Source organism: uncultured Alistipes sp. (assembly GCF_902388705.1).
Classification (GTDB): domain Bacteria; phylum Bacteroidota; class Bacteroidia; order Bacteroidales; family Rikenellaceae; genus Alistipes.
In genome coordinates this window covers 24,892-49,097 of the sequence record NZ_CABMQJ010000014.1, presented here as the reverse complement: position 1 = coordinate 49,097, position 24,206 = coordinate 24,892, and the positions used below count along the sequence as shown (strand labels likewise).

At 61.2% G+C, this 24,206-nt stretch carries 12 protein-coding genes; 8 read left to right on the top strand and 4 right to left on the bottom strand.

Going from position 1 to position 24,206, the window contains the following annotated elements:
• The 3 genes from QZT71_RS05935 to QZT71_RS05925 form a co-directional block, all read left to right on the top strand.
• On the top strand, positions 1 to 616 hold a 616-nt coding region (locus tag QZT71_RS05935; protein ID WP_295913829.1), incomplete at its 5' end, for an alpha-L-rhamnosidase C-terminal domain-containing protein.
• Positions 617 to 650: 34 nt separating this feature from the next.
• Entirely contained in the window at positions 651 to 1,499 is an 849-nt protein-coding gene (locus QZT71_RS05930; RefSeq protein ID WP_295913826.1) for an alpha/beta hydrolase, read from the top strand.
• 94 nt (positions 1,500 to 1,593) lie between these two features.
• Positions 1,594 to 3,930, top strand: a complete 2,337-nt coding sequence (locus QZT71_RS05925; protein WP_295913823.1) for a GH92 family glycosyl hydrolase — start codon at positions 1,594 to 1,596, stop codon at positions 3,928 to 3,930.
• A 130-nt stretch (positions 3,931 to 4,060) separates the two neighbouring features.
• Here QZT71_RS05925 and QZT71_RS05920 read toward each other — a convergent pair whose 3' ends face one another.
• The 4 genes from QZT71_RS05920 to QZT71_RS05905 form a co-directional block, all read right to left on the bottom strand.
• Positions 4,061 to 7,003: a glycosyl hydrolase 115 family protein gene (locus tag QZT71_RS05920; protein WP_295913821.1), complete on the bottom strand. Its 2,943-nt coding sequence runs from the start codon at positions 7,001 to 7,003 to the stop codon at positions 4,061 to 4,063.
• Between the two features lie 373 nt (positions 7,004 to 7,376).
• The gene (locus QZT71_RS05915) at positions 7,377 to 9,194 is read right to left on the bottom strand and encodes a beta-N-acetylhexosaminidase (RefSeq protein ID WP_295913818.1); all 1,818 of its coding nucleotides are present in this window, start codon (positions 9,192 to 9,194) and stop codon (positions 7,377 to 7,379) included.
• Between the two features lie 4 nt (positions 9,195 to 9,198).
• Positions 9,199 to 10,362 carry a heparan-alpha-glucosaminide N-acetyltransferase domain-containing protein gene (locus QZT71_RS05910; RefSeq protein WP_295913815.1) on the bottom strand — a complete coding sequence of 388 codons (1,164 nt, stop codon included), beginning with the start codon at positions 10,360 to 10,362 and terminating at the stop codon, positions 9,199 to 9,201.
• 66 nt (positions 10,363 to 10,428) lie between these two features.
• The gene (locus tag QZT71_RS05905; RefSeq protein ID WP_295913811.1) at positions 10,429 to 12,606 is read right to left on the bottom strand and encodes an alpha-galactosidase; all 2,178 of its coding nucleotides are present in this window, start codon (positions 12,604 to 12,606) and stop codon (positions 10,429 to 10,431) included.
• Between the two features lie 553 nt (positions 12,607 to 13,159).
• On the opposite strand from QZT71_RS05905, the gene QZT71_RS05900 reads away from it, so the two are divergent.
• The 5 genes from QZT71_RS05900 to QZT71_RS05880 all read left to right on the top strand — a co-directional run bounded on the left by QZT71_RS05900 (position 13,160) and on the right by QZT71_RS05880 (position 24,200).
• Positions 13,160 to 14,191, top strand: a complete 1,032-nt coding sequence (locus tag QZT71_RS05900) for a glycoside hydrolase family 130 protein (protein WP_295913809.1) — start codon at positions 13,160 to 13,162, stop codon at positions 14,189 to 14,191.
• A 59-nt stretch (positions 14,192 to 14,250) separates the two neighbouring features.
• Complete coding sequence (locus QZT71_RS05895) at positions 14,251 to 15,915, top strand: GxGYxYP domain-containing protein (RefSeq protein ID WP_295913806.1); 1,665 nt, start codon at positions 14,251 to 14,253, stop codon at positions 15,913 to 15,915.
• Positions 15,916 to 16,202: 287 nt separating this feature from the next.
• Positions 16,203 to 19,235: a TonB-dependent receptor gene (locus QZT71_RS05890; protein ID WP_295913804.1), complete on the top strand. Its 3,033-nt coding sequence runs from the start codon at positions 16,203 to 16,205 to the stop codon at positions 19,233 to 19,235.
• A 32-nt stretch (positions 19,236 to 19,267) separates the two neighbouring features.
• Positions 19,268 to 21,052 (top strand): RagB/SusD family nutrient uptake outer membrane protein, encoded by a 1,785-nt coding sequence (locus QZT71_RS05885; protein WP_295913802.1) that lies wholly within the window; start codon positions 19,268 to 19,270, stop codon positions 21,050 to 21,052.
• A gap of 208 nt (positions 21,053 to 21,260) precedes the next feature.
• The gene (locus QZT71_RS05880; protein WP_295913801.1) at positions 21,261 to 24,200 is read left to right on the top strand and encodes a discoidin domain-containing protein; all 2,940 of its coding nucleotides are present in this window, start codon (positions 21,261 to 21,263) and stop codon (positions 24,198 to 24,200) included.
• Positions 24,201 to 24,206: the final 6 nt, after the last annotated feature.

The window sequence follows — 24,206 nt, the reverse complement described above, 5'->3', positions numbered from 1 at the left end:
CAAGCGGCTGCGGCGGCATGTGCCCGACCACGGGCAAAACAAACAGGCTGCGGCGATGCTCGTGCTGGCCGGGATGGCCGACCCGGACGAGGTGTGCGGGCCGGTGATTGCCCGGGGCGGGGCGGAAGGATTCTCGACTTTCTACGGCTACTATATGCTCGAAGCGCTGGCCGCAGGCGGGTTGTACGGCGATGCGATGCGGATTATCTCCGATTACTGGGGCGCGATGCTCGATTTGGGGGCGACGACGTTCTGGGAGGATTTGAATTACGCCCATGCCGCCCGTGCGGCCCGCATCGACGAGCCGGTTCCCGCCGGGGAGTTCGACATTCACGCCCAATCGGGCGCCTACTGTTACAAGGGACTGCGCCACAGCTTCTGCCACGGCTGGGCTTCGGGCCCCACGGCGTGGCTTTCGCGGTACGTGCTGGGCATCGAGCCGCTCGAGCCCGGCTGCCGGGCCGTGGCGGTGCGTCCGAACCTCGGGAGCCTGAAATGGGCCGAGGGGACTTTCCCGACTCCTTACGGCGTGATACGGGTGCGCCACGAGCGCGACGCCGCCGGAAAGGTCGTTTCGACCGTGTCCGCCCCCGAAGAGGTGCGCATCGTACGATGATATGAAGCCATTGGAAACCTTATAACCTGAAGATATGATGAAACGAGTTTTTCTTACCCTGTGCGCGCTGCTCTGCGTGGCGGCCCTCTCCGCCCGGCAGAGAGCCGAGTTCAAATTGTGGCCCGCGGCCGGAAAGGGCGCTCCGGAGCGTGTCGATGCGAAATTCGACCGCGACAACGAGCCGTTCGTAACGCTCTACACTCCCGACCGCAAAACCCCGGCTCCGGCTGTGGTGATTTGCCCCGGAGGCGCCTACGGCGGCCTTGCCATCGGCCATGAGGGCCATCAGGTGGCCGAGTGGTTCGCCGCCCGCGGATTCGCCGCCGTCGTGCTGAAATACACCATGCCCCACGGCAATTACGACCTGCCCCGCCGGGACGTGCAGCAGGCAATCGAAATGGTGCGGGCGAACGCTGCGGCGTGGAATATCGACCCGGCGCGTGTCGGCGTAATCGGCTTCTCGGCCGGCGGACACCTCGCCTCGACCGCGGCGACCCACTTCACCTGCAGTGCGAATCGCCCCGATTTCGCAGTGCTGATTTATCCCGTCATTACGATGGACGCGCGTTTCACGCATGCCGGGTCGAGGTCGAACCTGCTGGGTGAAAACCCGAGCGAGGGCCTGGTGGCGGCGTTCTCCAACGAACGGCGGGTGAGCTCCGCCACTCCGCCCGTGTTCATCGCATTCAGCGACGACGACAACGGGGTGCCCCCGGTCAACGGGACGATGTTCTACGACGCGCTCAAGGCCGCGGCGGTGCCGGGCGAGATACATATTTATCCCACGGGCGGCCACGGGTGGGGCTGGAACGAAACATTTAAATACAAGGACGAGCTGCGCGGCTCGCTTGTGCGCTGGCTTTCGGAAAAAGTCGGCGAATAGGGGCTGTTCCGCAGACCCGGAGCGGGGAATGCGGCATCTTTTGACTATCTTTGTCCCGGCCCGGAAGGGTTTATACCGTAATATATATCATGCTATGAATAAATTGTTTTTGATTTTGTGCGCCTTATGCGCCGCCTCGTGTGCGACACAGGAGTCGCTGACCGATTATGTCGATCCGCGAATCGGCACGGCCCATTCGCGCTGGTTCTTCTTTACGCCGGCCGCCGTGCCGTTCGGCATGGCCAAACTGGCTCCGACGACGGACGGGCACCTTGGAAATCCCCACGGTTGGGAGGCCGTCGGTTACGACTCCCGCCACACGTCGATCGAGGGCTTCGCCAACTTCCATGAATTCCAGGTGGGCGGCGTGGTGGTGGCGCCGACGGTCGGCGCGCTGCAGACCGTTCCCGGCCCGCTGGACAATCCCGATGCGGGCTACCGCTCGCGCTTCGACAAGAAGGACGAAGTCGCACGTCCCGGCTATTACTCGGTGCTGCTCAAGGACTACGGCGTGCAGGCCGAACTGACGGCCACCGAACGTGTCGGGTTCCACCGCTATACGTTTCCCGCCACGGACGAGGCCAACCTGCTATTCAACGTCGGCACGCGGATGGGCGAGAGCGGCCCGGTGCGGGACGCCTGGGTGACCTACACCGACGACGGCCGCATCGAGGGTTGGGTGGTGACCGAACCCGCCTACGTCGACATCTACCAGAAAGGCGCCACGGTGACGATGTACTTCAGCGCCGTATTGGATGCCGAGCCTGTGTCTTACGGGACGTTCAGCGGCGAAGAGGTGTTCGCCGGGGAGCGGACCCGCTCGGGCAAGGGTGCCGGGCTGTACCTGCGTTTCGACACCCGTGAGCGGCCGCAGGTGGGGCTGAAAATCGGACTTTCGTACACTTCGGTCGAGAACGCCCGCCTGAACCTCGAAAAGGAGGCCGCGAAAAAGGATTTCGACCGGGTGCGCCGCGAGGCGAACGACACGTGGGAGGATGCGCTCGGCCGGCTCCGCGTCGAGGGCGGCCTGCGTGAAGACCGCGTGAAGTTCTACACGGGGCTGTTCCACGCCCTGCTGGGCCGCGGCCTTGCCAGCGACGTGAACGGGGCTTATCCCGCCAACGACGGCAGCGTGGGCCGGATTGCGCTCGACGGTGCGGGCAAGCCGGTGCACAACTATTACAATACGGATGCGATTTGGGGGGCCTACTGGAACCTTACGCAGCTGTGGAGCATCGCCTATCCCGAGTATTATGCCGGTTGGGTCGCCAGCCAGCTGCTGGTCTACAAGGACGCCGGATGGCTGGGGGACGGCATCGCATGCAGCAAGTACGTTTCGGGCGTGGGCACCAATTTCACGGGCCTCGCCATTGCGGCGGCCTACAACTGCGGCATCCGCAACTTCGATGTGGCGCTCGGCTACGAGGCTGCCCGCAAGAACGAACTGGGCAGCGAAGGTCGTCCCGCCGGAGCCGGCAAGCTGGACGTGGGCCGGTTCGTGGCGCAGGGCTATTCGCCTTACCTGCCCGAACTGGGCATGCAGACCACGACCGACGGCTCGGGATTCGCGGCTTCGCATACGCTCGAGTATTCGTTCAGCGCCTATGCCGTTGCGCAGATGGCCCGCCAGCTGGGCCATGAGGCCGATTACGAGCAGCTCTCGAAGCTCTCGGGCGGGTGGGAGCTGCTCTTCGACCCCGAAACCAAATACATCCGTCCGCGGGACGTGAACGGCGAGTTCATCGCCGGGTTCGACCCCTATGCGGCATGGGCCGGGTTCCAAGAGGGAAACGCCGTGCAGTATACCTATTATGTGCCCCACGACATCGACCGGCTGGTGGGCATGGTCGGCCGCGAGGAGTTCAACAACCGCCTCGACAGCACGTTCCTCATCTCGCGTGAGAACGTTTTCGGCGGCGGCAAGACCATCAACGCCTTTGCGGGCGTGCACGCCTACTACAACCACGGCAACCAGCCGAACCTCCATATTTCCGCCCTGTTCAACTTCTCGGGCAAGCCGTGGCTGTCGCAGAAGTGGATGCGCACCATCTGCAACGAGTTCTACGGCACGGAGGAGATTCACGGCTACGGCTACGGGCAGGACGAAGACCAGGGACAGCTGGGGGCGTGGTACGTGATGGCCTCGATGGGACTTTTCGACGCGAAGGGGCTGACGGCTCCCGATCCGTCGTTCCAAATCGGCAGCCCGCTGTTCGACAAGGTGACGATTCGCCTGAATCCCGATTATTACATGGGCCGCAAGTTCGTAATCGAAACCACGGGCAATACACCGGAGAACTGCTATATCGGCTCGATAGAGCTCGACGGCAAGCCGTGGAACAGCGTGCAGCTTCCCTTTGCGGAGGTGGTGCGCGGCGGCCGGCTGAAGGTGAACCTCGCGCCGGAGCCCAATACGCAGCTTACAGAATAACGGCATTCCGGCATCGGCGCGGGCCTGCGGCCGTTGCCGGTGCTTGCCGCGGTTGCAAAAGGGGCCGGGAGATTCTCCCGGCCCCTTTTGCGTTTAGCGACGGGCTGCGCCGATGGCGGTCTGCCGCGCGTTATTCCACCCGGGTGGTTTGCGGGCCGAGGTAGGAGCGTTTCATGCCCCCGAAGTCGAGGACTATTTTCTGGACGACGAGGCCCGGATCGCCCACGCGGATGCGCAGCGTATGCCGTCCGGGTTTGCCGATATGGAGCGTCGATTTGTTGACGACGCAGTTGCGCAGTACGCTTTCGAACCACACCTGCGAGTACTCCGTGTGCGACGAAGAGGGAGTGGCCAGCGCCCCGTCGTCGATTTGTACGCTGTATTTGGTGTCGGTGTTGGTGTTCTCGCCGATGCGGAAGTCGCGGTCGGCGTGGAGCGGGAAGGTCGGCAGTACGTAGGTGTAGACATCGACCGATCCGGCGTCGAATGCGTAGAAGTCGTATTCGGCATTCGGTACGTTCGGACTGCGGAATATCTGGAGCGGAGCGACGGGGTTTCCCAGTTGCAGGGCCTGTCCGTCGATGCCGAGGTCTTCGACGACCGTTATTTTGATCCGTTCGTTTTCGCGGACGCGGTGGTAGCCTGCGGCGGGAATCGAAACACAGCCGTTGCTCTCGACGTAGAGGCCCCGGAGCTCCTCGCGCGTCGGGGCCGCGGGGTTGAAGAGCGATAGGAGTACCTTTTCGGTCTGCTCCCCGGCCCGGAACACGATTTCGGCGGGAGGCACGGCGCCGACGGGGGCTTTCTCCCAGTCGATGCCCACCGTGATGCACGCTTCGGTAGGGGTTTGCCCGGCGCTCTGGCTGATTCGTATCCACGGATGCGAGGGCGTTGCCGTCCAGGCGAGCGTGCCGCCGCCCCGGTTGTAGATTTCAATCCGGTAAGTTTGGCGCAGGTAGTTGTCGAACGCCGGCAGGGCGTGGAAATTCCGTGCGCCGGTGATATCCTCGCCTTCGACCTGCAGCGCCAGTACGGGGCCGCCCGCCGCATCGCGGCTTTCGAGGCGGGGCAGTTCGAAGTAGGCGCTCACGCCGTCGTAGTTCTGGCGCATGGACATCATGTGGTTCCATTTGCCGCCGAGCAGTGCGTTGTATCCATCGGTGATGGTATGCAGGCTGTCGTAGCAGTTGCGCACTTCGTCGCGTACGGCGTTGGTCGCAGCGCGGCCCTGACGGGCGTACCAGCGGTTTCGCTGGCCGCCGAGGGTCATGCGGTTCATCAGCTCGGCGCCGCGGACGGGGTAGTAGACGAGTTGGTAAAAAGCCGGCCGGGCCGCCTCGCCGATTTCGTGCAGCAGGGCTTCGGCCTCGGCGCCCAGCTGCCGGTAGGCGTCCAGCCGCCGCCCGGCCTCGTTGTAGTTGACCAGGGAGAAATCGGTATCCGTCGGTTGTTCGCAGTTGTTGTCGAAGCGGTTCCAGTGGTAGCCCCAGCCCATGTATTCGGGTTTGCGGGGGAAGGCCAGCCGCAGGTGTTCGCGGGTGAGGTGTTCGAGGCGCCCGTAGTACTCTCCGCCGAAGATGCCGGCCAGCCAGCGGGCCGGGTAGGTCACGACGTTGTCGGCGGTGAAGCGGTCGATGTCCCAGGCCATGTCGAGGAAGAGCGAAACCTGCATTTCGGAGCCTTTCAGGTCGCCGCAGTTCACCAGCCACAGGCGGTCGGCCGTAGTGTCGTAGGCCTTGCGCAGCTCCTCGTACATGAGCGACGGGGGCGTCGTGCTGAACCACAGGTAGCTGTGTGGTACACCGAGGTAGGAAACGTGGTAGTAGATGCCGGCGCGACCGGAGCGCTGCTGCTCGCGTACGCCGCTCAACCGTTTCATATAGCCGTAGTTGTCGTCCGGCCAGACGATCGTGACGTCGTCGGGCAGTTCGAGTCCGTTGGAGTAGATTTCGAGCACCTCCTTGTAGGGGGTGAACGCCTGCGGGACGGTTTCAATCGGGCGGTCGATGTTGTCGGCCAATATGTTGCGCTGGTCGAGCAGCGCGGACTGGAGCATCCGGACTTTTTCGTGCATGGGCAGTGTCGTCGACATGGCGCCGTCGTGCAGTCCGCGCAGGGCCAGCGTGTAGACGTTTTCGTAGGGGCTGTTCTCGCGTACGCGCTGTGCGAGCACGCGGTTGATGCCCTCCTTGTTCCGGTCGTAGTTCCACGGGCCCATCGTTTTGGTGTCCCATTCGCTGGCGGTGTTCAGCAGCAGTGGCTCGCAGTGGGTCGAGCCCATCACAATGGCGAAGGTGTCGGCTACCAGTTTGTTCTCCGGAATCTGGTTGAACGACGTGGAAACGGGATGCATGGCCGGGGCGAGGTAATTGGCCATGAGGCGCAGCAGCAGTTCGCAGATTTTGGCGTAGGTCTTCGGCCCGATGTTGCCGCGCTCCGGCTCGAAGGTCTTTGCGGCCCACGGCGTGAGTCCCCAGTCCTCGTCGTTGAGGAAGATGCCGCGGTAGCGTACCGACGGCGTTTCGGAACAGGTCGCCGGGGCGTCGACGTAGAGTGCCTCGTGCTTTTCCACCGGTACGTCCGCCCACCAGTACCAGGGCGAAACGCCGATTTGTTCCGAGAGCGAGAAGAGGCCGTATGCGGCGCCGCGGCGGTCGCTGCCGGCGACGACGAGCGCCCGGGTAACTCCCGGCAGGGGATTGACGACAGTCTGAATCAGGTAACGTTCCCAGGCTCCTTCGAGCGGGGCGGTGTCGATTTTCCCCGCTTCGGCCAGCCGGCGGATGAGGCCGCATTTTTCGATTGTCCCGACGATGACGACGGGGCCCCGTGCGTTTGTCGCGGGGATGACGCGGGGACGGCGTCCCGTGACGGCCTCCACGTCGGCGGCGAAGAGCACTGCGGCGCGCTTGACGACTTCCGCGTCGTTTTCGTCGTAGCAGACTGCTGCCGTGCGCTGCGGGGTAGAGAGGCCGAAAGCCTGCCGGGTGCCCGGATTTTTCTCGTGTACGGCCACTTGTGCGCGGAGCGTGGCGGCCGAAAGAAGGGTCAGGATAAGAAGCTGGTATTTCATAGGCGTATGGTATTGGGTATGCGAAAGTAACCTTTTCGGGGCGAATCCGGAAGCGTTCGCCGCAGCAACCGGGGCGAACGGCAGGGAATTGTACTTATTTGGCAGACATACGCGGTTGCGGGACGTGGCGCCGCTGCCGGAAAGGGTGTCCGTCCCTCGGTTTGCGCGGTGCGGATGCCGGACGGAGGCGGTGCGGGAGGCGGCTCTAAAGAACGGGTATGGCGGGTATGGAAAGACATCCTGGGAATTCATCGAATTCCCAGGATGTCGTGTTGAGGTCGTCCGGAACCCCGGCCATTGTATTTACAGGCTCCGTATCGTTGTGGCGGAGCGGCGGGCGTTCCGATGCATGCATCCGGCGGCGCTCGTCCGGTTACTTCCGGGGGTTGCTCAAACGGGTCGTGACGACGATGCTCCGGCGCCCCGAGGGGGTGACGGCCACGCATTTGAGCACCCGCTGCTCGCCCTCGGGCACGACCAGGCGGAATTCGTCCGGCATCTCCCGGTCGAAGTCGTAGGGCGTGGCGCCGTTCAGGGTATAGAACACCCGGCAGCCCGGGAACGGGGGACGAATCGTAAAGGTGAAGCGCCCTCCCTCGAGCGACTCCTCGCGCATGCCCCGCGGGGCAGGCACCCGGTAGGGGGTTCCCTCGGCGTCGAGTCTGGCCAGAAACGCCGGGAGCCGCTCTTCGGAGAACTCCTGCCACGATTTGCGCGCCTCGGGCGTCCAGGCGATTTCGGCCAGGGCGTAGATGCGGGGCAGCAACTGGTATTCGACGCGGCGTCCGGTCGGGACGAACTCCGTCCAGACGTTGGCCTGCACGCCGAGCAGGTACTGCTGCTCCTCTTCGGAGAGCCCCTCGGCGGGATCATAGCCGTAGGTCTGTTCCAGCGGAAGCGCGAGGTTCAGGCTGACGGGCTCCTCGGGGGAGTCCGAACCTTTCTTGTCGAAATAGAGGTACTGGCCCGGAGTCATGATCACGTGGTGCTTCTGCCTGGCTGCGGCGATGCCGCCCGCCGTGCCGCGCCAGCTCATGACGACGGCTTCGGGCGAGAGCCCGCCGTCCATGATTTCGTCCCAGCCGATCAGCTGCCGCCCCCGCGCAGCGAGGAAGCGGTCGATGCGGTGGGTGAGGTAGGACTGCAGCTGCGTTTCGTCCTGCAGCCCTTCGGCCGCGATGCGCGCCTGGCAGTCGGGGCAGGCTTCCCAGCGCGTGCGCTGGCACTCGTCGCCGCCGATGTGAATCAGCTTCGAGGGGAAGAGGGCGATCACCTCGTCGAGCACGTTTTCGAGGAATTCGAACGTGTGCTCCTTGCCCGGGCAGAAGACATTGCTGGGGCCGGAAATCCAGCCCCCGATTTCGTAGGACTCGGGGCCGTTCACGCACCCCAGTTCCGGATAGGCCGTCAGGGCGGCGAGCGCATGCCCGGGCATCTCGATTTCGGGAATCACCGTGATATGCAGTTTTTCGGCATAGGCGACCACTTCGCGGATTTGGTCCTGCGTGTAGAAGCCGCCGTATTTCTCGAATTCGAAGGTGGCGGGTTTCTCGTCGTAGCCTCCGATTTGCGTCTTGTCGCGCCAGGCGCCCACCTCCGTCAGGCGGGGGTAGCGCTTGATTTCGATGCGCCAGCCCTGGTCGTCGGTCAGGTGCCAGTGGAAGGTGTTGAGCTTCAAGGAGGCCATCCGGTCGAGGTAGCGCTTGACGAACTCGACGGGGAAAAAGTGGCGGCAGACGTCGAGGTGGAGCCCCCGGTACCCGTAGCGGGGATGGTCGTCGATTTCGCAGCAGGGGATGTTCCCGTTGGCGTCGGCGGCCTGGAGGAGCGTCTGCAGTCCGTAGAAGATGCCGCTTTCGTCGCCGGCCGTAAGCTGGGCGCTGTGCGGCGTAACCCGGATGCGGTAGCCCTCGCGGGGAATGCCTGCCGTCGTGTCCAGGCGCAGGAGAAGCGTACTCGCGCCCCGGCGGGACGAGCCCTTTTCACGCGGGGCTGCCAGTTCGGAAGCCAGCCGGAGCAGGTCGCCGGGCTGCGAGGGGAATCCTTTTGCGGTTATCCTGCACCCGGGGGCGGCGAAAACGCCCTCCCGGAGTTCGGCCCGCACGGGCTGCGGGATGATGTGCAACTGGCGGGACGATGCGGTGACGCAAACCGTATGCAGGACGGCGATTGCAAGGAGCAGTTTTTTCATTTTTTCAGAGTTTGATGAAGATTTTCTTTTTGTACAGCCACCAGCCGATAGCCCAGTTGACCAGGACGAACGTCAGGGCGAAGCACAGCGAGCCGCCGTAGTCGCCCAGCCACGGCTGGAATGCATGGGTGTAGATGTAGCTGTAAAGCGTCCCCGCGCCGAGCCGGGTTTTGTAAAGCATTATCGCCATCAGCGTCGCCGTGGCGTAGATGAAGAGCGGGTTGCTGCCGAACACTTCGAAGAAGCGGCCGAAAGCGCCCCGGAGTTTCTGTTTCTCGTCCGTGAGCCAGATTAGCCCGCCGAGAATTCCGGCCCCCAGTCCGCAGGTGACGAGGGCGAACGTCGGCGTCCAGATTTTTTTGCTGACGGGGCATACCGGCGACAGCAGCAGTCCCGCGGCCAGGAGCAGGGCGGCGGCGAGCAGCGTCTTGCGGCGCCGTGCGGCCAGCGGCTCGTCCGAGAAGACGATGCTGCCTATCCAGATGCCGATCAGGACGTGTCCCACCGAAGGGATGGTGCCCAACACGCCCTCGGGGTCGATGCCGTGGTCGTTGTACATGTGTCCGGCGCCCAGCACGGCGCGGTCAACCACCGACAGGATGTTGGTCGTGTCATAGGCGTAGCCGTTCCCGACGGCGAGCACGATCCCGTAGCCGAGCAGCAGCGCCCCGGCGATCCAGGGAAGCGGGCGGCGTCCCCATCGCAGGGCGATCAGCGCCCCGGCCCCGTAGCAGACGGCCAGCCGCTGCAGGATGCCCGAAATGCGCACGTGCCCCAAATCGGAGATGCTGTGCAGCAGCCGTTCGCCCCAGCCGACGGGTTCCGCGGCGAGCGAGTTCCATGTGCCCAGCGAAGTCGAGAACCAGGCGATGGCCAGTCCGACCAGGAAGAGGGAAACCGTACGGCGGAGTATCTTGCGGCAGCCGTCGGCCGACCATTTGCCGCCGTATTTGCGCAGCGAGGCCCACGCCGACACGCCCATGATGAACATGAAGAACGGGAAAACGAGGTCGGTGGGCGTCAGCCCCGTCCATTCGGCGTGGCGCAGCGGGGCGTAAACATATTTCCAGGAGCCGGGGTTGTTGACCAGAATCATACCCGCTACGGTGATGCCGCGAAGCACATCGAGCGAATAGAGCCTCCCCCGGTGCGGTGCATCGGTTTTCATGCGGTAGGGTTTTGGATGGTATGAAAACAGCCGGGCCCTTTGCGGCCCGGCTGCGGGCAATGCGTGTTATTTCACCTCTTTCAGTTCGAGTACGCGGCTGGCGTGTTCGCCGCCTACCGTGAAGTCGAGGCCGGTTTCCATCAGGAAAGCTCCGGTGAACTGTTTGCCGTCCTGCGGAATGGGTTTGCCGACGACGGTAAGTTCTTTGACGAGGTAGGTTTTCTGCGGGTCGAGCCCGGCCATTTTGAATGCCGGGGTCGGCATGTTGTGGTACTGCTCCATTTTGTAGACGAAGTAGGCTGCGCGCTCCTTTTCGGGCGTAACGTACATCAGCGATGCATAGCCGCTCTTGTCGAAGGGCGAAATCAGGCGGTAGAGGTCGCCCTGCTGTACGACGGGGCGGATTTTCTTGTAGTCCGCGATGGCGCGCCGGGCGAAAGCCTTGTCTTCGTCGGTCATGTGGGCGGGTTGGAGCTCCATGCCCATGCGGCCGCTCATGGCCACGTCGAAACGCAGTTTGAGGGGCGTCCTGCGGCCGGTCTGGTAGTTGACGTCGACGCTCACGTGCGAAGCCATCGCCACGGCGGGGAAGAAGTTGGAGACGCCCCACTGGATGAAGATGCGCTGCATGGCGTCGGTGTTGTCGCTGGTCCAGAACTCGTCGAAGTAGGGCATGAAGCCGTAGTTGATACGCCCGCCGCCGCTGGCGCATGCCTGCATGACCAGGTCGGGGTATTTGGCGCGGATGCGCTCGAGCACCTTCTCCATGCCGCGGTGGTATTCGATGTAGAGGTGCGACTGTTTGTCCCTGGGCAGGTAGGTCGAACCGTAGTTGAACAGGGACATGTTGGCGTCCCACTTGATGTAGGCGATTTCGGGATGCGCGGTCATCAGGTTGTCCACTACGCCGTAGACGAACTCCTGCACCTCGGGGTTCGAGAGGTCGAGCACGAGCTGCGTGCCGCCGCGGCCCTTGTACATTTCGCGGTGGGGCTGCTGAATCACCCAGTCGGGGTGCTTCTCGAAGAGCTCGCTCCTGGAGTTGGTCATCTCGGGTTCGATCCAGATGCCGAACTTGAGTCCTTTCTCTTTGGCCGAGGCGATCAGCCCCTCGATGCCTTTCGGAAGTTTTTCCTTGCAGACCACCCAGTCGCCGAGGCTCGACGAGCCGTCGTTGCGGGGGTATTTGTCGCCGAACCATCCGTCGTCCATGACGAACATTTCGCCGCCCAGGCCGGAAAAGTCGGACATCATCTGGTCCATCACCTCCTGGTTGACTTTCATGGACACGCCCTCCCAGCTGTTGAGCAGGATGTCGCGCTGTGCGGTGCCGTGGCTGATGCGGTGCAGGCGCGCCCAGCGGTGGAAGTTGCGGCTCACGCCGCCCTTGCCCTCGTTGCTGTAGGTGAATGCGAAGACGGGGGTGGTGAAGACCTCTTTCGGTTCGAGGACGTATTGCGACTGGTCTTCGTTGATGCCCGCGAAGATGCGGGTGGTGTGGGTGTTGTCGTTGTCGATGGCGATGCGGTAGTTGCCGCTCCAGGCCAGCGTGCCGCCGATGACGCCGCCGGTCTGCTCGTCGGGGCGTCCGTCGAGCGTGATCATGAACGACGGGCAGCTGCTGTGGGTGTTGCGCACGCCGTCTTTGTCCTTGATGATTCGCATGCCGTCGGTCAGCGGCTCCTCGTAGAGGTATGCCTCGGCGCCCCAGGGGCCGTGGAAATGCGTGAGCCAGTTGTCGCCGCGGCGCACGGGCAGGAAGGCCGATGCGAAACGGTAGAGCGTGACGGGTTTCTTTTCCAGGTGGCGGATTTCCGTCCACGTTTCGATGACGTCGTTGTCGGGATAGGTCTTATAGTAAACGGTGACGTAGAACGGGTAGTATTTGTCTTTGGTCGCGATGGCCGTCACTTCGCCGCCGTCGCGCTGCTCCCTGCTGACCGATTCCACGACCAGCTCGAGCGACATGCTGCCGTCGTTGTGGGTGGCCTGGATGGCCGTTTCGCGCGAACACTGGACGCCGAATTGGGGATAAACCGGGTCGTTGAACGCCGCGCCGCTGTTGAAAACGTCGTCGATTGAAGCCAGGCTCGGGCCGAAATACTGGAACAGTGGCGCCTTGCCTTTGTCGGCGGTCACCAGCAGGGAGGAATTTTTGGTGGAGAGCAGGATGTTGTCCGCACGGAGGGTCCCGGCGCCCAACAGCGTCGTGCACAGCAGTACGCTCGTTAAAAATTTCTTCATAAGTATCTGTTTGGTTAAATAAGTTTAGGTTCGTGGGGTGTAAAACTAAATTTATGCGGTAAAATTAAGAATAATTATGAGAAAATATACTATCTGCGTCCGATTTTATTTGAGAACCGGGGGCTGTAACTTGAATTCGAACGCCTTTTTGGTGGAGGGCAGTCCGTATCCGGCCGTGCCGCCTGTCCGGAATGCCGGTTCCGGCGGGCCGATGCAATCCGTGCGGTGCCGGCATCCCTGCGGGCGGCGGGCCGCTTCTGCACGGGGAGCGTGGTGCCGGCTGTGGGCGGCCCTTTCTACAAATATAAGCAAAATCCCCGAAGCGTGTGCGCTGCGGTGGGGTAAATACGCTGCAAAGCTGTGGAATATCCGTAGCGGTATGGTGTAAACGGAACAAATTGCGGCTGTTGGCGGTGTAGGGCAGGTATTGTACGGGCCGGAAAATATTCCTTTCGGATTTCGGGGTTGTATACTGACATTATACCATTTTGGTAATATTGTATACAACCGGGCCGTGAATATACCCTACTTTTGAATCAAAAAGAAAACGGCCATGAGACATGCACACAACCCGATTTTAAGTCCGGAGGATATACGTCCCAGCCAGGAGACCATGCGAATCGAATGCCTGCTGAATCCCGGCGTGTTCCGCTTCGACGGAAAAATCTGGCTGCTGCTCCGGGTTGCGGAGCGCCCGGAACAGACCGACGGCGAAATCAGCTTCCCCCTACTCGACGACGCCAACCGCGTCACGGTGATGCGCGTCCCGTCGTCGTCGCCCGAGCTCGACCTGTCCGACCCCCGGGTCATTAATTATAAAGGAGAGGATTTCCTGACGACGATGTCCCACCTGCGGCTGGTGAGCAGCACGGACGGCGTACGTTTCAGCGAGGAGCCCGCTTATCCCCCGTTGTTCGGAAGCGATTGCTACGAGGCGTACGGAATCGAGGACTGCCGGGTCGCGCAAATCGGGGAAGACTATTTCCTGACCTATACGGCCGTTTCGGCCAACGGGGTGGCTGTGCGGATGCGGAGCACCTCCGACTGGCGCCGTTTTACCGATTACGGATTGGTGCTGCCCCCGCACAACAAGGACTGCGCGCTGTTCGAACAAAAAATCGGGAACCTATATTATATGCTGCACCGTCCGAGCAGCCCCGAAATCGGCGGAAATTACATCTGGATTGCCCAGAGCCCCGACCTGTACCACTGGGGCAACCACAAATGCGTGGCGCGCACCCGCAAGGGTATGTGGGACAGCGCACGAATCGGCGCGGGATGTTCGCCGATTCCCACGGACGAAGGGTGGCTGATGATTTACCACGGCGCCGACGCCGCGAACAGGTACTGTCTGGGCGCGATGCTGCTCGACGCAGGCGACCCCTCGAAAGTCATCGCCCGCAGCGAGGAACCCCTCATGGAGCCGTCCGAGCCGTACGAGCTGGAGGGCTTTTTCGGGAACGTCGTCTTCACCAACGGGCATGTCGTCGACGGCGACCGCATCCAGATGTATTACGGGGCGTCGGACAAGGTAATCTGCCGGGCCGATTTCTCCGTGAGCGCAATCCTGGGAACGCTGCGCTGAAATTCACCGGAATAGACATGACAAGAGAATAATAATACTAACTAACCTACTCAAAACCAATGAAAAGAATTCTGACCCAATGTTTCGCTCCGTTGTTCTGCCTGCTGACATTCGCGTCATGCCAGGGCGACTGTCCTGCATGCGGCCGGCCGGCTGCCTCCGTCGACCTGACGGGCCGGCTTTATCCGAAAGTCAAGACCCCGACCAAATCGCTCGTCGTGGTGGATTTGCAGAACGACGATATTGAGGGACAGGTTGCCGCTATCGGCCTGCAGGGCATCGTCAACCGGGAAAGCGAACAGAAAATCTATGTGATGAACAGCCGCTGCAAGGATAACCACGGAGGCTGGAAAACAGGCCCGCACGACATGGCCCAGATGGGACAGTTCTGGCTCGACCGCGTGCTGCAGGATATTCCGCAGGAGACGCTGACGCTGGATGCCATGAAGTCCAATCCCGCTTTCTCGGCGCTCGTCGAGCATTACAAAAAATACATAAAGGGTGTGGTCATCTACGACCCCGCGCTAATCGAGGCGACGATTGAAGCCGCCACGACGATTGCCGGGCAGACCGACGCCCTGATTGTTTCGCCCCGGCTTTACGAGGAGGTGAAAAAATACGGTTTCCCGGTGATTGAGGATTTGCGTGGCCGCTTCAAGTCCAATATCGAATGCGTGGACTGGCTTGTGGAAAATTACTTCGAAACCGCCAACCGCGACGTGGCTTTCACGTGGTCGCACATGACCACCGATTTCCAGGAGAGCTGGGGCGCCGCCAACAAGGATTACGTAGTGGCCAACCGCCTGTTCACCTACTTCCTCGATATTCAGGATCACGAAGAGTGCGCCTATTACGAGAATATCGTCAAGAAATATCCCGCCGGAACGCAGATTATGGGCTGGACGGACGAGCTGAAAGCCGACAAGCTGTTCGCCGACTACGGGTATTTCATGGTGCCGTTCATCTCGGTCGAGAACATGACCGTCATGTCGTCGTTCCCCTCCGTCAAGGGCACGCCCCTCAAACCGCAGGTGTACCAGGCCGAGCCCAATACCGTATACATCGCACTGCTCGTTTCGGACGGCGACAACCTGCTGCACACGATGATTTACATGCCTTACACGATCGAAGAGTCGGCGGCCTACGGTGAGGTTCCCGTGACGTGGATTATCAACCCCGCCATCGTCGACCTCGCGCCGCGTGTTTTCAACTGGTACGAGCGGGTGATGAACGCCGGCGGGCAGGAGATGGGCGCCATGATGGGCGACGGCTCGCCGACGACGGATCGTTACAGCGGCTTCTCGTTCTATTGCTCGCTCACGAAACATTACCTCGAGCAGGCCGGCATGCTGACCATGAAGCAGATGGTCGACGGCGAGGCGGTTGCCTGGAACGTCCAGCCTTACTGCCTCGAGGGCGGATATGCGGGCACCGACTGGCGGGGCATCGGTTCGACGGAGTACCACATGGACAACGAATGTTTCCACATCGGCACGACCAACTCCCGGCCCGAATACCTGAACGAGGTGCTGAACACCGCTTCGGTCGACGAGCCGCTGTTCCTGTCGGTGATGATCGGCACGGCGAGCGAAGACGTGCTGACCTATGCCGCCGAGCTCAAGAAACAAATCGAGGCGCGTAACGACGGCCGGAAATACGTGTTCGTACGAACCGCCGACCTGGCCGCCACCTACCGCGCGTACAAGGGACTTCCCACAGAGTAGCTGAACATGCCGGACTGCTGCGACGGTGTGCCGAATTCGGCACGCCCCGGGGACAAACACCCCTCAACGTGGCGGCGGGAGGCTTCGGCCGGATGGCGCGCGATGGATTTATTGGATTGAAAAACACCTGATTATAAACTATTTAACGTAAAAAACAATTTAACCTGAAACTATTTCCGGAAGCAACTGACGAAAAAGATGTCCAATTACCGATCCGGCCCGAGGTACGGCGCCTCGCCGGAAAAGAATGAAACGAAACCAACAACCTACATTAACTTATCATGATTATGAAACAAAGCTTACTGAAATTAGCTTTTGCAGCAGTAGTGCTGATCCTTGCCGCTCCGCTGGCAGGCAATCGCGCTTTTGCACAAACGCGCAATTTGACGGGAACCGTCGTCGACCAGCAGGGCAATCCGGTGATCGGCGCGGCCGTAGTAGTCGACGGAACGTCGAAAGGAACGTCGACAGCCTCCGACGGTTCGTTCCGCCTGGAGCGCGTATCGCCCGACCAGCGTATTCTCGTGACGTTCATCGGGTATAAACCCCAGACGATTCTCATCGGGTCGCAGACCAACCTGAAGATCGAGTTGAAAGAGGACAACCAGACCCTCGACGAAGTGGTCGTCATCGGTTACGGCGTCCAGAAAAAGAGCGACGTGACGGGTTCGATTGCGTCGGTGAAGAACGACGCGTTCATGTCGCGTTCGGTCGAGAACGCACAGCAGGCCCTGCAGGGCAAGGCTGCCGGCGTCAATGTCTTCAGCGCCTCGGCTGCACCGGGCTCGAGCCCCTCGATCCGTATCCGCGGTTTCAGCTCCAACAATGCCGGCGCGGCCGATCCCCTCTATATCGTGGACGGTCTGAAGGTGTCGGACATTTCGTACCTCGACCCCTCGTCCATCGAGTCGATGGAAATCCTCAAAGACGGCGCTTCGGCCGCCATCTACGGCGTCGAGGCCGGTAACGGCGTGGTGCTGATTACCACGAAGAAAGGAACCCGGGGCGGCCGCGTATTCTACGACTTCACCTACGGCATCACCTCGCTGGCGAGCAAGGCCGATTTGATGAATGCCAAGCAGTATGCCGCATACCAGACCGCTGCCGGAAACGGCCAGCTGATGGATCCGTGGGACGGCAAGACGGATAACGACTGGTTCGATACGCTCTACGGCGACAACGGTTCGTTCCAGCGCCATACGGCCGGTTTCGAAACGGCCAACGACAACGGCTCGCTTTTCGCCTCGCTCTCCTACCTGGACAACGACGGTATGTATTACGGCAACAAGGACTGGCTGAAGCGTATTACGTTCCAGGTGAACGCCGATTACAAGATCAAACCCTGGCTGACCTTCACGACCAACAACACCATCGAGAGCTCGCGCTACCAGAAAGCTACCGACGGCGTCGGCACCGGTTCGCAGGCTGTCAATCCCTATATGATGGATCCGCTGACGCCCGCTTTCTACGACAAGGACAACCTGCCGGAATACATGCAGGAGCTGATTGCTTCCCAGGGCGACGACATGCTGATGAAAAACGAGAAGGGCGATTACGTGGCCGTTCCGTTTACCGCCAAGGACTCGACCAGCCCGCTGTCGCATTATTACGGCAACACGGGACAGCACAAGGACTTTGCGGTGCGCGGTTCGTCGTCCGTAGTCTTCTCGCCCGTCAAGGGCTTTACGTTCACTTCGCGTGTCGGTTACCGCCTCGAGGCGGCCAACTACCAGTTCTACGGAGCCCCGATGTACATGTCGGTTTCCTCGCGTACGAACCTTTCGGTGGAGGGCCGGACTTCGATGAACCGGTTCTACATGTGGGAGAACTTCGCCAACTACAACAATACGTTCGGCAAGCATACGATCAATGCCATGGTCGGTATGGCATACCAGTACGAGTGGTCGAACTATACATCGGGTTCGACCGACGGACTGACGAACAATGCCGGTAATTTCCACTACCTCGATTATGCGTCGAGCGGCGCCATCAAAGGCGTGGGCGGCAAAGTGGGCGAACTTGCCGCGTTGAGCTACTTCGGCCGCGTGGGTTATACCTTCGACAACCGTTACAACATCATGGTGAACTTCCGTGCCGACGCTTACGACCAGTCGAAACTGTCGAAAGATGCGCGGTGGGGTTATTTCCCCTCGGTGTCGGCGGGCTGGACCGTTACCAACGAGCGTTTCATGCGCGATGTGAATCCGAATGCGCTGTCGTTCCTGAAAATCCGTGCATCGTACGGCCAGAACGGCAATGTCAGGGTGTTGAGCGGCTATCCCTACCGCTCGTCGATGAACGTGACGGACTATTATCCGATGGGCGGGCAGCTCGTGCCCACCGTTACGCCTTCGGACGTGCTGGCCAACCCCGAACTCGAGTGGGAAACGGCTAAACAGGTCGACTTCGGCTTCGACGCCCGGTTCCTGCGCGACCGCCTCAACTTTACGTTCGATTTCTACAACAAGAATACGACGGGACAGCTGGTTCCGATGACGCCGCCGCTTTCGACCGGTACGACGTCCGTTACGCGCAACGTGGGCAAGGTCAACAACCACGGTTTCGAGTTCGAACTCGGCTGGCGCGATCAGGTCGGCGAGTTTACGTACAGCGTCAACGCCAACCTCGCGACACTGAACAGCAAAGTGAAAGAGCTGAAAGAGGCTACGCGTATCGACGGCGGCGGCCAGGGCCTGGTTTACTTCGAGGAGGGACATCCCGTGTGGAGTTACTACGGCTGGAAATACCTCGGTGTCAATCCGGAGGACGGAAGCGCCGTGTATTACGACAAGGACGAGAGCGGTACGATCGACGACAAGGACAAGGTGCATCTCGGCTCGCCGATTCCTGATTTCACCTACGGTATCACCATCAACATGGCTTACAAGGGCTTCGACCTGACGATATTCGGCAACGGCAGCCATGGCGGCCAGCTCATGCTGGGATCGCGCGGCCCGCAGGCCAACCGTCCGCCCGAGATGTGGACCGATTCGTGGGACGTGAAGGGGGCGAGCGCCAAATACCCGCATCCCGACCCGGTCGGCGACCAGCACGCAGCCAGCTCGAGCATGTGGCTCAAGAGCGGTTCATTCTTCAAACTCAAGCAGTTGCAGCTGGGTTACACGCTGCCGGCATCGCTGACGAAGAAGATTGCCGTTTCGAAGCTCCGCGTCTATGTTTCGCTCGACAACTTCTTCTGCTTCACACCCTACTGGGGTATGGATCCGGAAGCTGTCAACGCTACGTCGGCCATGGGACTCGACTTCGGCGATTACCCGACCCCGAAGACCCTGACATTCGGCGCCAACCTTTCGTTCTAACCTAAAAACATACGACTACAATGAAAAAACATATGAAAGCATTCGTAAGTCTGCTTGCCGGGGCGATGATTTTCGCGTCCTGCTCGCAAGACCGCCTCGAATTCGAGCAGCTCGGTGTCACCGAAGTGGATAAAACCTACGCGGAAGCCGACGACATGATGGCCCAGCAGTTGATCGCGAACGTGTACGTTACGGCCAAATACCTGATGATGGGCGACTGGGGCGTTCATTACATCGCTACGACCTCGGCGAAAGTGGCCGATTGCTGGCCCGGCGGTTCGGGCCCGAACGACGGTACCGACTACCACCGCATGTCGGCCATGATCGACGATTCGGAGAACAACGCCTACAAGGAGATGTACACCCGTTTCTACAAGATTATGTATAAATGCAACATGATCGTCGACAAGCTGAACGACGGCTCGACCGAGCGCCGGCGCGTAATCGGCGAGGCCAAGGCTTGGCGTGCGTGGGCGATGATGCGCCTGACGCAGCTGTGGGGCTCCGCTCCGCTGGTGGACCATGTGCTGGACGGTGTCAACTATTCGTTCTATCCCGGCAACTCGAATCCCGCGGACAACTGGAAATGGATTATGACGCAGTTCGAAGAAGCTGCCGCCGCGCTGCCCTCGAAGAGCGGGCTGGGCGGACAGAAAGCCATCGGCGGCCGCTGGACGGCCGAGGCCTGCTACGCTTACAAGGGCCAGGGCTACATGTGGCAGAACGACTATGCGAACGCCAAGGTCGAGCTGGCCAAGGTAATCAACTCGGGCAAATACGAGCTCTGGCAGAAGACTGCGACGATGGGCCCGTCGAGCTACGGCACGAACATGAAACTCGCCAAGAGCCAGCATGAAAATTGGCTCGAAGGCAATGAGGACTATGAATACCTGACGCTCTACCGCGCCGAGGCGGATTTCTGCGACGAGTTCCTGCTCGAATTGGATATCGACGGCGACGCCACGACGATTACGAGCACCGAGCCTTTCTGGTTCCGCGCCTATATGAACTGGCGTAAGGACGAGGTAAACCTGCCGGGCAACACCACGACCGCCTCCGACGGCTGGGGCTTCATCAACCCGACCCGCACGTTCGGCCTGGCGTTCGCCAAACATGACGGCAACAGCGTCCGCCGCCGCGCAGCCATCGCTACGTACAGCGAGGTTTACCACGACTTCCCCTATCTGGACGGAGCTGCCCGCGGTGTCATGTCGAGCATGCTCTTCGAGAACGAAGGCTATTTCCGTATGAAATACTACGATTTTGTGGACGACGTGGTGCCCGAGCGTTTCGCCGGCGGCCAGACCAACGGCAACCGGACGAACTTCCCGCTGATGCGCTATGCCGACGTGCTGCTGCTGTATGCCGAGGCCGTCTGCATGTCGGGCGAGGGTACGGCCAATATCTCGGGCCTGGAGGCCCTGAACATGGTGCGCCGCCGTGCCGGCCTTACGGACGCGCCCGCACTGGATATGGACAACGCCGAGTACGGTATCAAGGCCGAGCGCCGTTTCGAACTCTGGCTGGAGGACTGCAGCCGCTATGTCGACCTGATTCGCTGGGGCGACTACAAGGATTTCATCACCGACACGTCGGATAACGGTGTGAGCACACACTGGGGCAGCGACTGCGCATGGCTCGTCAAACTCAAGGACGCCACCAAGCGCACGACCGATCCTACCGATTTGAGCAATTACGAGGTGCGCTACGATCCGCTGTCGACGCGCGGCAGCTGGAGCGACCGCTTCTACCTGTGGCCGTTCCCGTATGCCGAGATGATCCAGAACCCGAACCTCGTACAGAATACCGGCTGGTAGAATACGGACAGCAGTACCGTTTCCGCGGGGTCCGCAGAGACGGAGGCATAATCCGGCGATGGCGGTGTTCACATGGCCGTCGCCGGATTTCTTTATGGAAACGGACTGTCCGCTACCCGGGGCGCTTTCGGGTCCCGGCCGGTCGGCGGGCGCCGCGTATCCCGGAATACGCGTACGCATGGAAAAACAACCGGAAAAAACTAAACGAATGAAAAAAAGCCTATTGATAGCAGCGCTGCTGGCCTTCAGCCTCGATTTGACGGCCGCAGTGCGGAAAATATCGCTCAACAGCGACAGCCCGGTCATCGCATGGCAGCTCCGGGCGCAGGACGAAGTCTCCGACACGGAGGCCATGTGCAGGGCGGGGTACGACATCGTTGGATGGACTCCGGCGGTGGTTCCCGGCGCGGTGTTCACGTCGTTCGTCGAAGCGGGCATCGAGCCCGATCCCAATTTCGGCGACAACGCCTACAAGGCCGACAAAAGCAAGTACGACCGCAATTTCTGGTACCGGGCCGAATTTTCGACGCGGGATCTGCCCGCAGGGGAGCGGCAGTGGATTTGTTTCGAGGGCGTGAACCGCAAAGCCGAAGTCTGGTTCAACGGCGCGCGGCTGGGCTCGCTGGACGGCTTCATGGATCGCGGGATGTTCGAAATCGGCGGCCTGCTCAAAAAGGACGGTACGCCGAACGTGCTGGCCGTGCTGGTCTACGCCCCGACCAACCCGGTTGCCAACCATGCCAGCCCAACCTATATTTCGAGCGCCGGCTGGGACTGGATGCCCTATGTCCCGGGGTTGCTGAACGGCATAACCGACGATGTTTATTTCGCCACCTCGGGCGATGTTTCCCTCGTCGACCCGTGGGTGCGCACGAAGGTTCCCTCCCGTGAAAAGGGCGTTATCTCCCTTTCGGCCGAATTGAAGAACCATTCGTCCGGGGAGAAGAGCGGGGTGCTGAAAGGCGTTATCATGCCCGGCAACATAACGTTCGAAAAACCGTTCAAGGTGCCGGCGGGCAGGCAGGTAACCTGTGGCATCGATCCGCGCGAGTTCCCGCAGCTGGCCGTCGAGGATCCGGCCCTGTGGTGGCCCAACGGATACGGGGATCCGAACCTCTACACGTGCGAGCTGACCTGCGAGGTCGACGGCGGAGTCTCCGACAGGCGGACAATCGTGTTCGGAATCCGGGAGTATTCGTACGACTTCGAAAAAGGGGTGTTCCAGCTATCGGTCAACGGCGAGCGCATCTACTGCAAGGGCGGCAACTGGGGTATGAGCGAATACCTGCTGCGCTGCCGCGGCGCCGAATACGACCTGAAGATACGCCTGCACAATGAAATGCACTACAACATGATTCGCAACTGGATCGGCTCGACCACCGACGATGAGTTCTACGAGGCGTGCGACAAGTACGGCATCATGGTCTTCGACGATTTCTGGCTCAACTCGCATCCCAATCTTCCCGACGACATTTTCGCTTTCAACCGCAATGCCGTGGAGAAAATCAAGCGGCTGCGCAACCACCCCTGCATCGCGGTGTGGTGCGGCGACAACGAGGGCGTGCCCCTGGCGCCGCTGAACGAGTGGCTGCGCGAGGACGTCAGGACTTTCGACGGCGGCGACCGCTGGTACCAGCCCATTTCGCGCGAATACGGCTTCTCGGGCAGCGGCCCCTGGGTGAACGCGCATCCGATTTGGTACTTCACGGCTTACCCGCTGGGGTACGGCGAGCACAAACTCGACGGCTGGGGCTTCCGCTCGGAAATCGGCTCGGCGGTATTCACCAACTACGAGAGTTACAAAAAATTCATGCCCGACGCGGAGCGGTGGCCCGCTTCGCCCGAGATGCTCGACAAGCATTTCTTCGGCAACTCGGCGGGCAATGCGCGGCCCACGCGCTACTTCTCCGCCGTGGAGTACAATTACGGCAAGGCCGCGGGTGCGGAGGATTTCTGCCGCAAGGCCCAGCTGCTCAACATCGAGGTCAACAAGGCGATGTACGAAGGGTGGCAGCACCACCTGTGGAACGACGCTTCGGGCATCCTGACCTGGATGAGCCAGTCGGCCTACCCGTCGTTCGTATGGCAGACCTACGACTACTACTACGACCTGAACGGCGCCTACTGGGGCGTGCGCAAGGCCTGTGAGCCGCTCCATATCCAGTGGAGTTATGCCGACAACACGGTCAAGGTAATCAATGCCAGCGGCGAGGCCTACAACGGCATCCGCGCCGAGGCGGCCGTGTACAACATGGACGGCCGCGAGGTGAAACGCTATGCGCGGCAGGCGACCCTGTCGTCGCTGCCCAACACGGCGACGAAAGCGATGACGATTCCCTTCCCCGAAGACCGCAACCTCGCGCGGGGCAGGAAGACGATTGCGTCGTCGTCGGAGAACAACGATTTTCATGCGGCCAAATCCGTCACCGACGGCAACACGGGCTCCTCGTGGCGCTCGGGAGGCCCGGGCGAGCAGTGGGTGATGGTAGACCTGGGCGAGCCCACCGAGTTTTCGGACATCGTCCTGACGTGGGAGAGCGAAGCCGCCAAATCGTACGAGATACTCGCCTCGGACGATGCCGAGAAGTGGCGGACAATCTACACCAGCGGCAAGGCCAGCACGCCGGTCGATGAGATTACGGTCGGGCCTGTGACGGCCCGATATGTCAAACTGCAGGGCAGGGCACCCCATGACGACTGGCAGCTGGTGCTCTTCGAAATGGAACTTTACGGCTCCGGGCAGCCGGCCACGGAGCTTTCACCCGTGCATTTCATCCGCCTGCGGCTGACCGACGATACCGGCAAGCTGCTCTCGGAGAACTTCTACTGGCGTTCGAACCGCCTGGGCGATTACCGTGCGCTGAACGACCTCGAACCCGCGAAGCTGGATGTCCGCTCGAAAGCCCGGACGGTGGACGGCAAGCGTATTGTCCATGCGACCGTCACCAACCGCGGCCGCGGCGTGGCGTTCGCCGTGCGCGTAATGCCGGTCTATGCTTCGACGGGGGAACAGATCCTGCCCGCAATCATGGACGACAACTATTTTACGCTGCTCAAAGGCGAATCGAAGGAGATCGAGATTGAGATCGATTCGTCGCTGCTCGAAAAGGATGATTACAAACTGGTCGTAAGGCCGTATAACGATTGATACCGG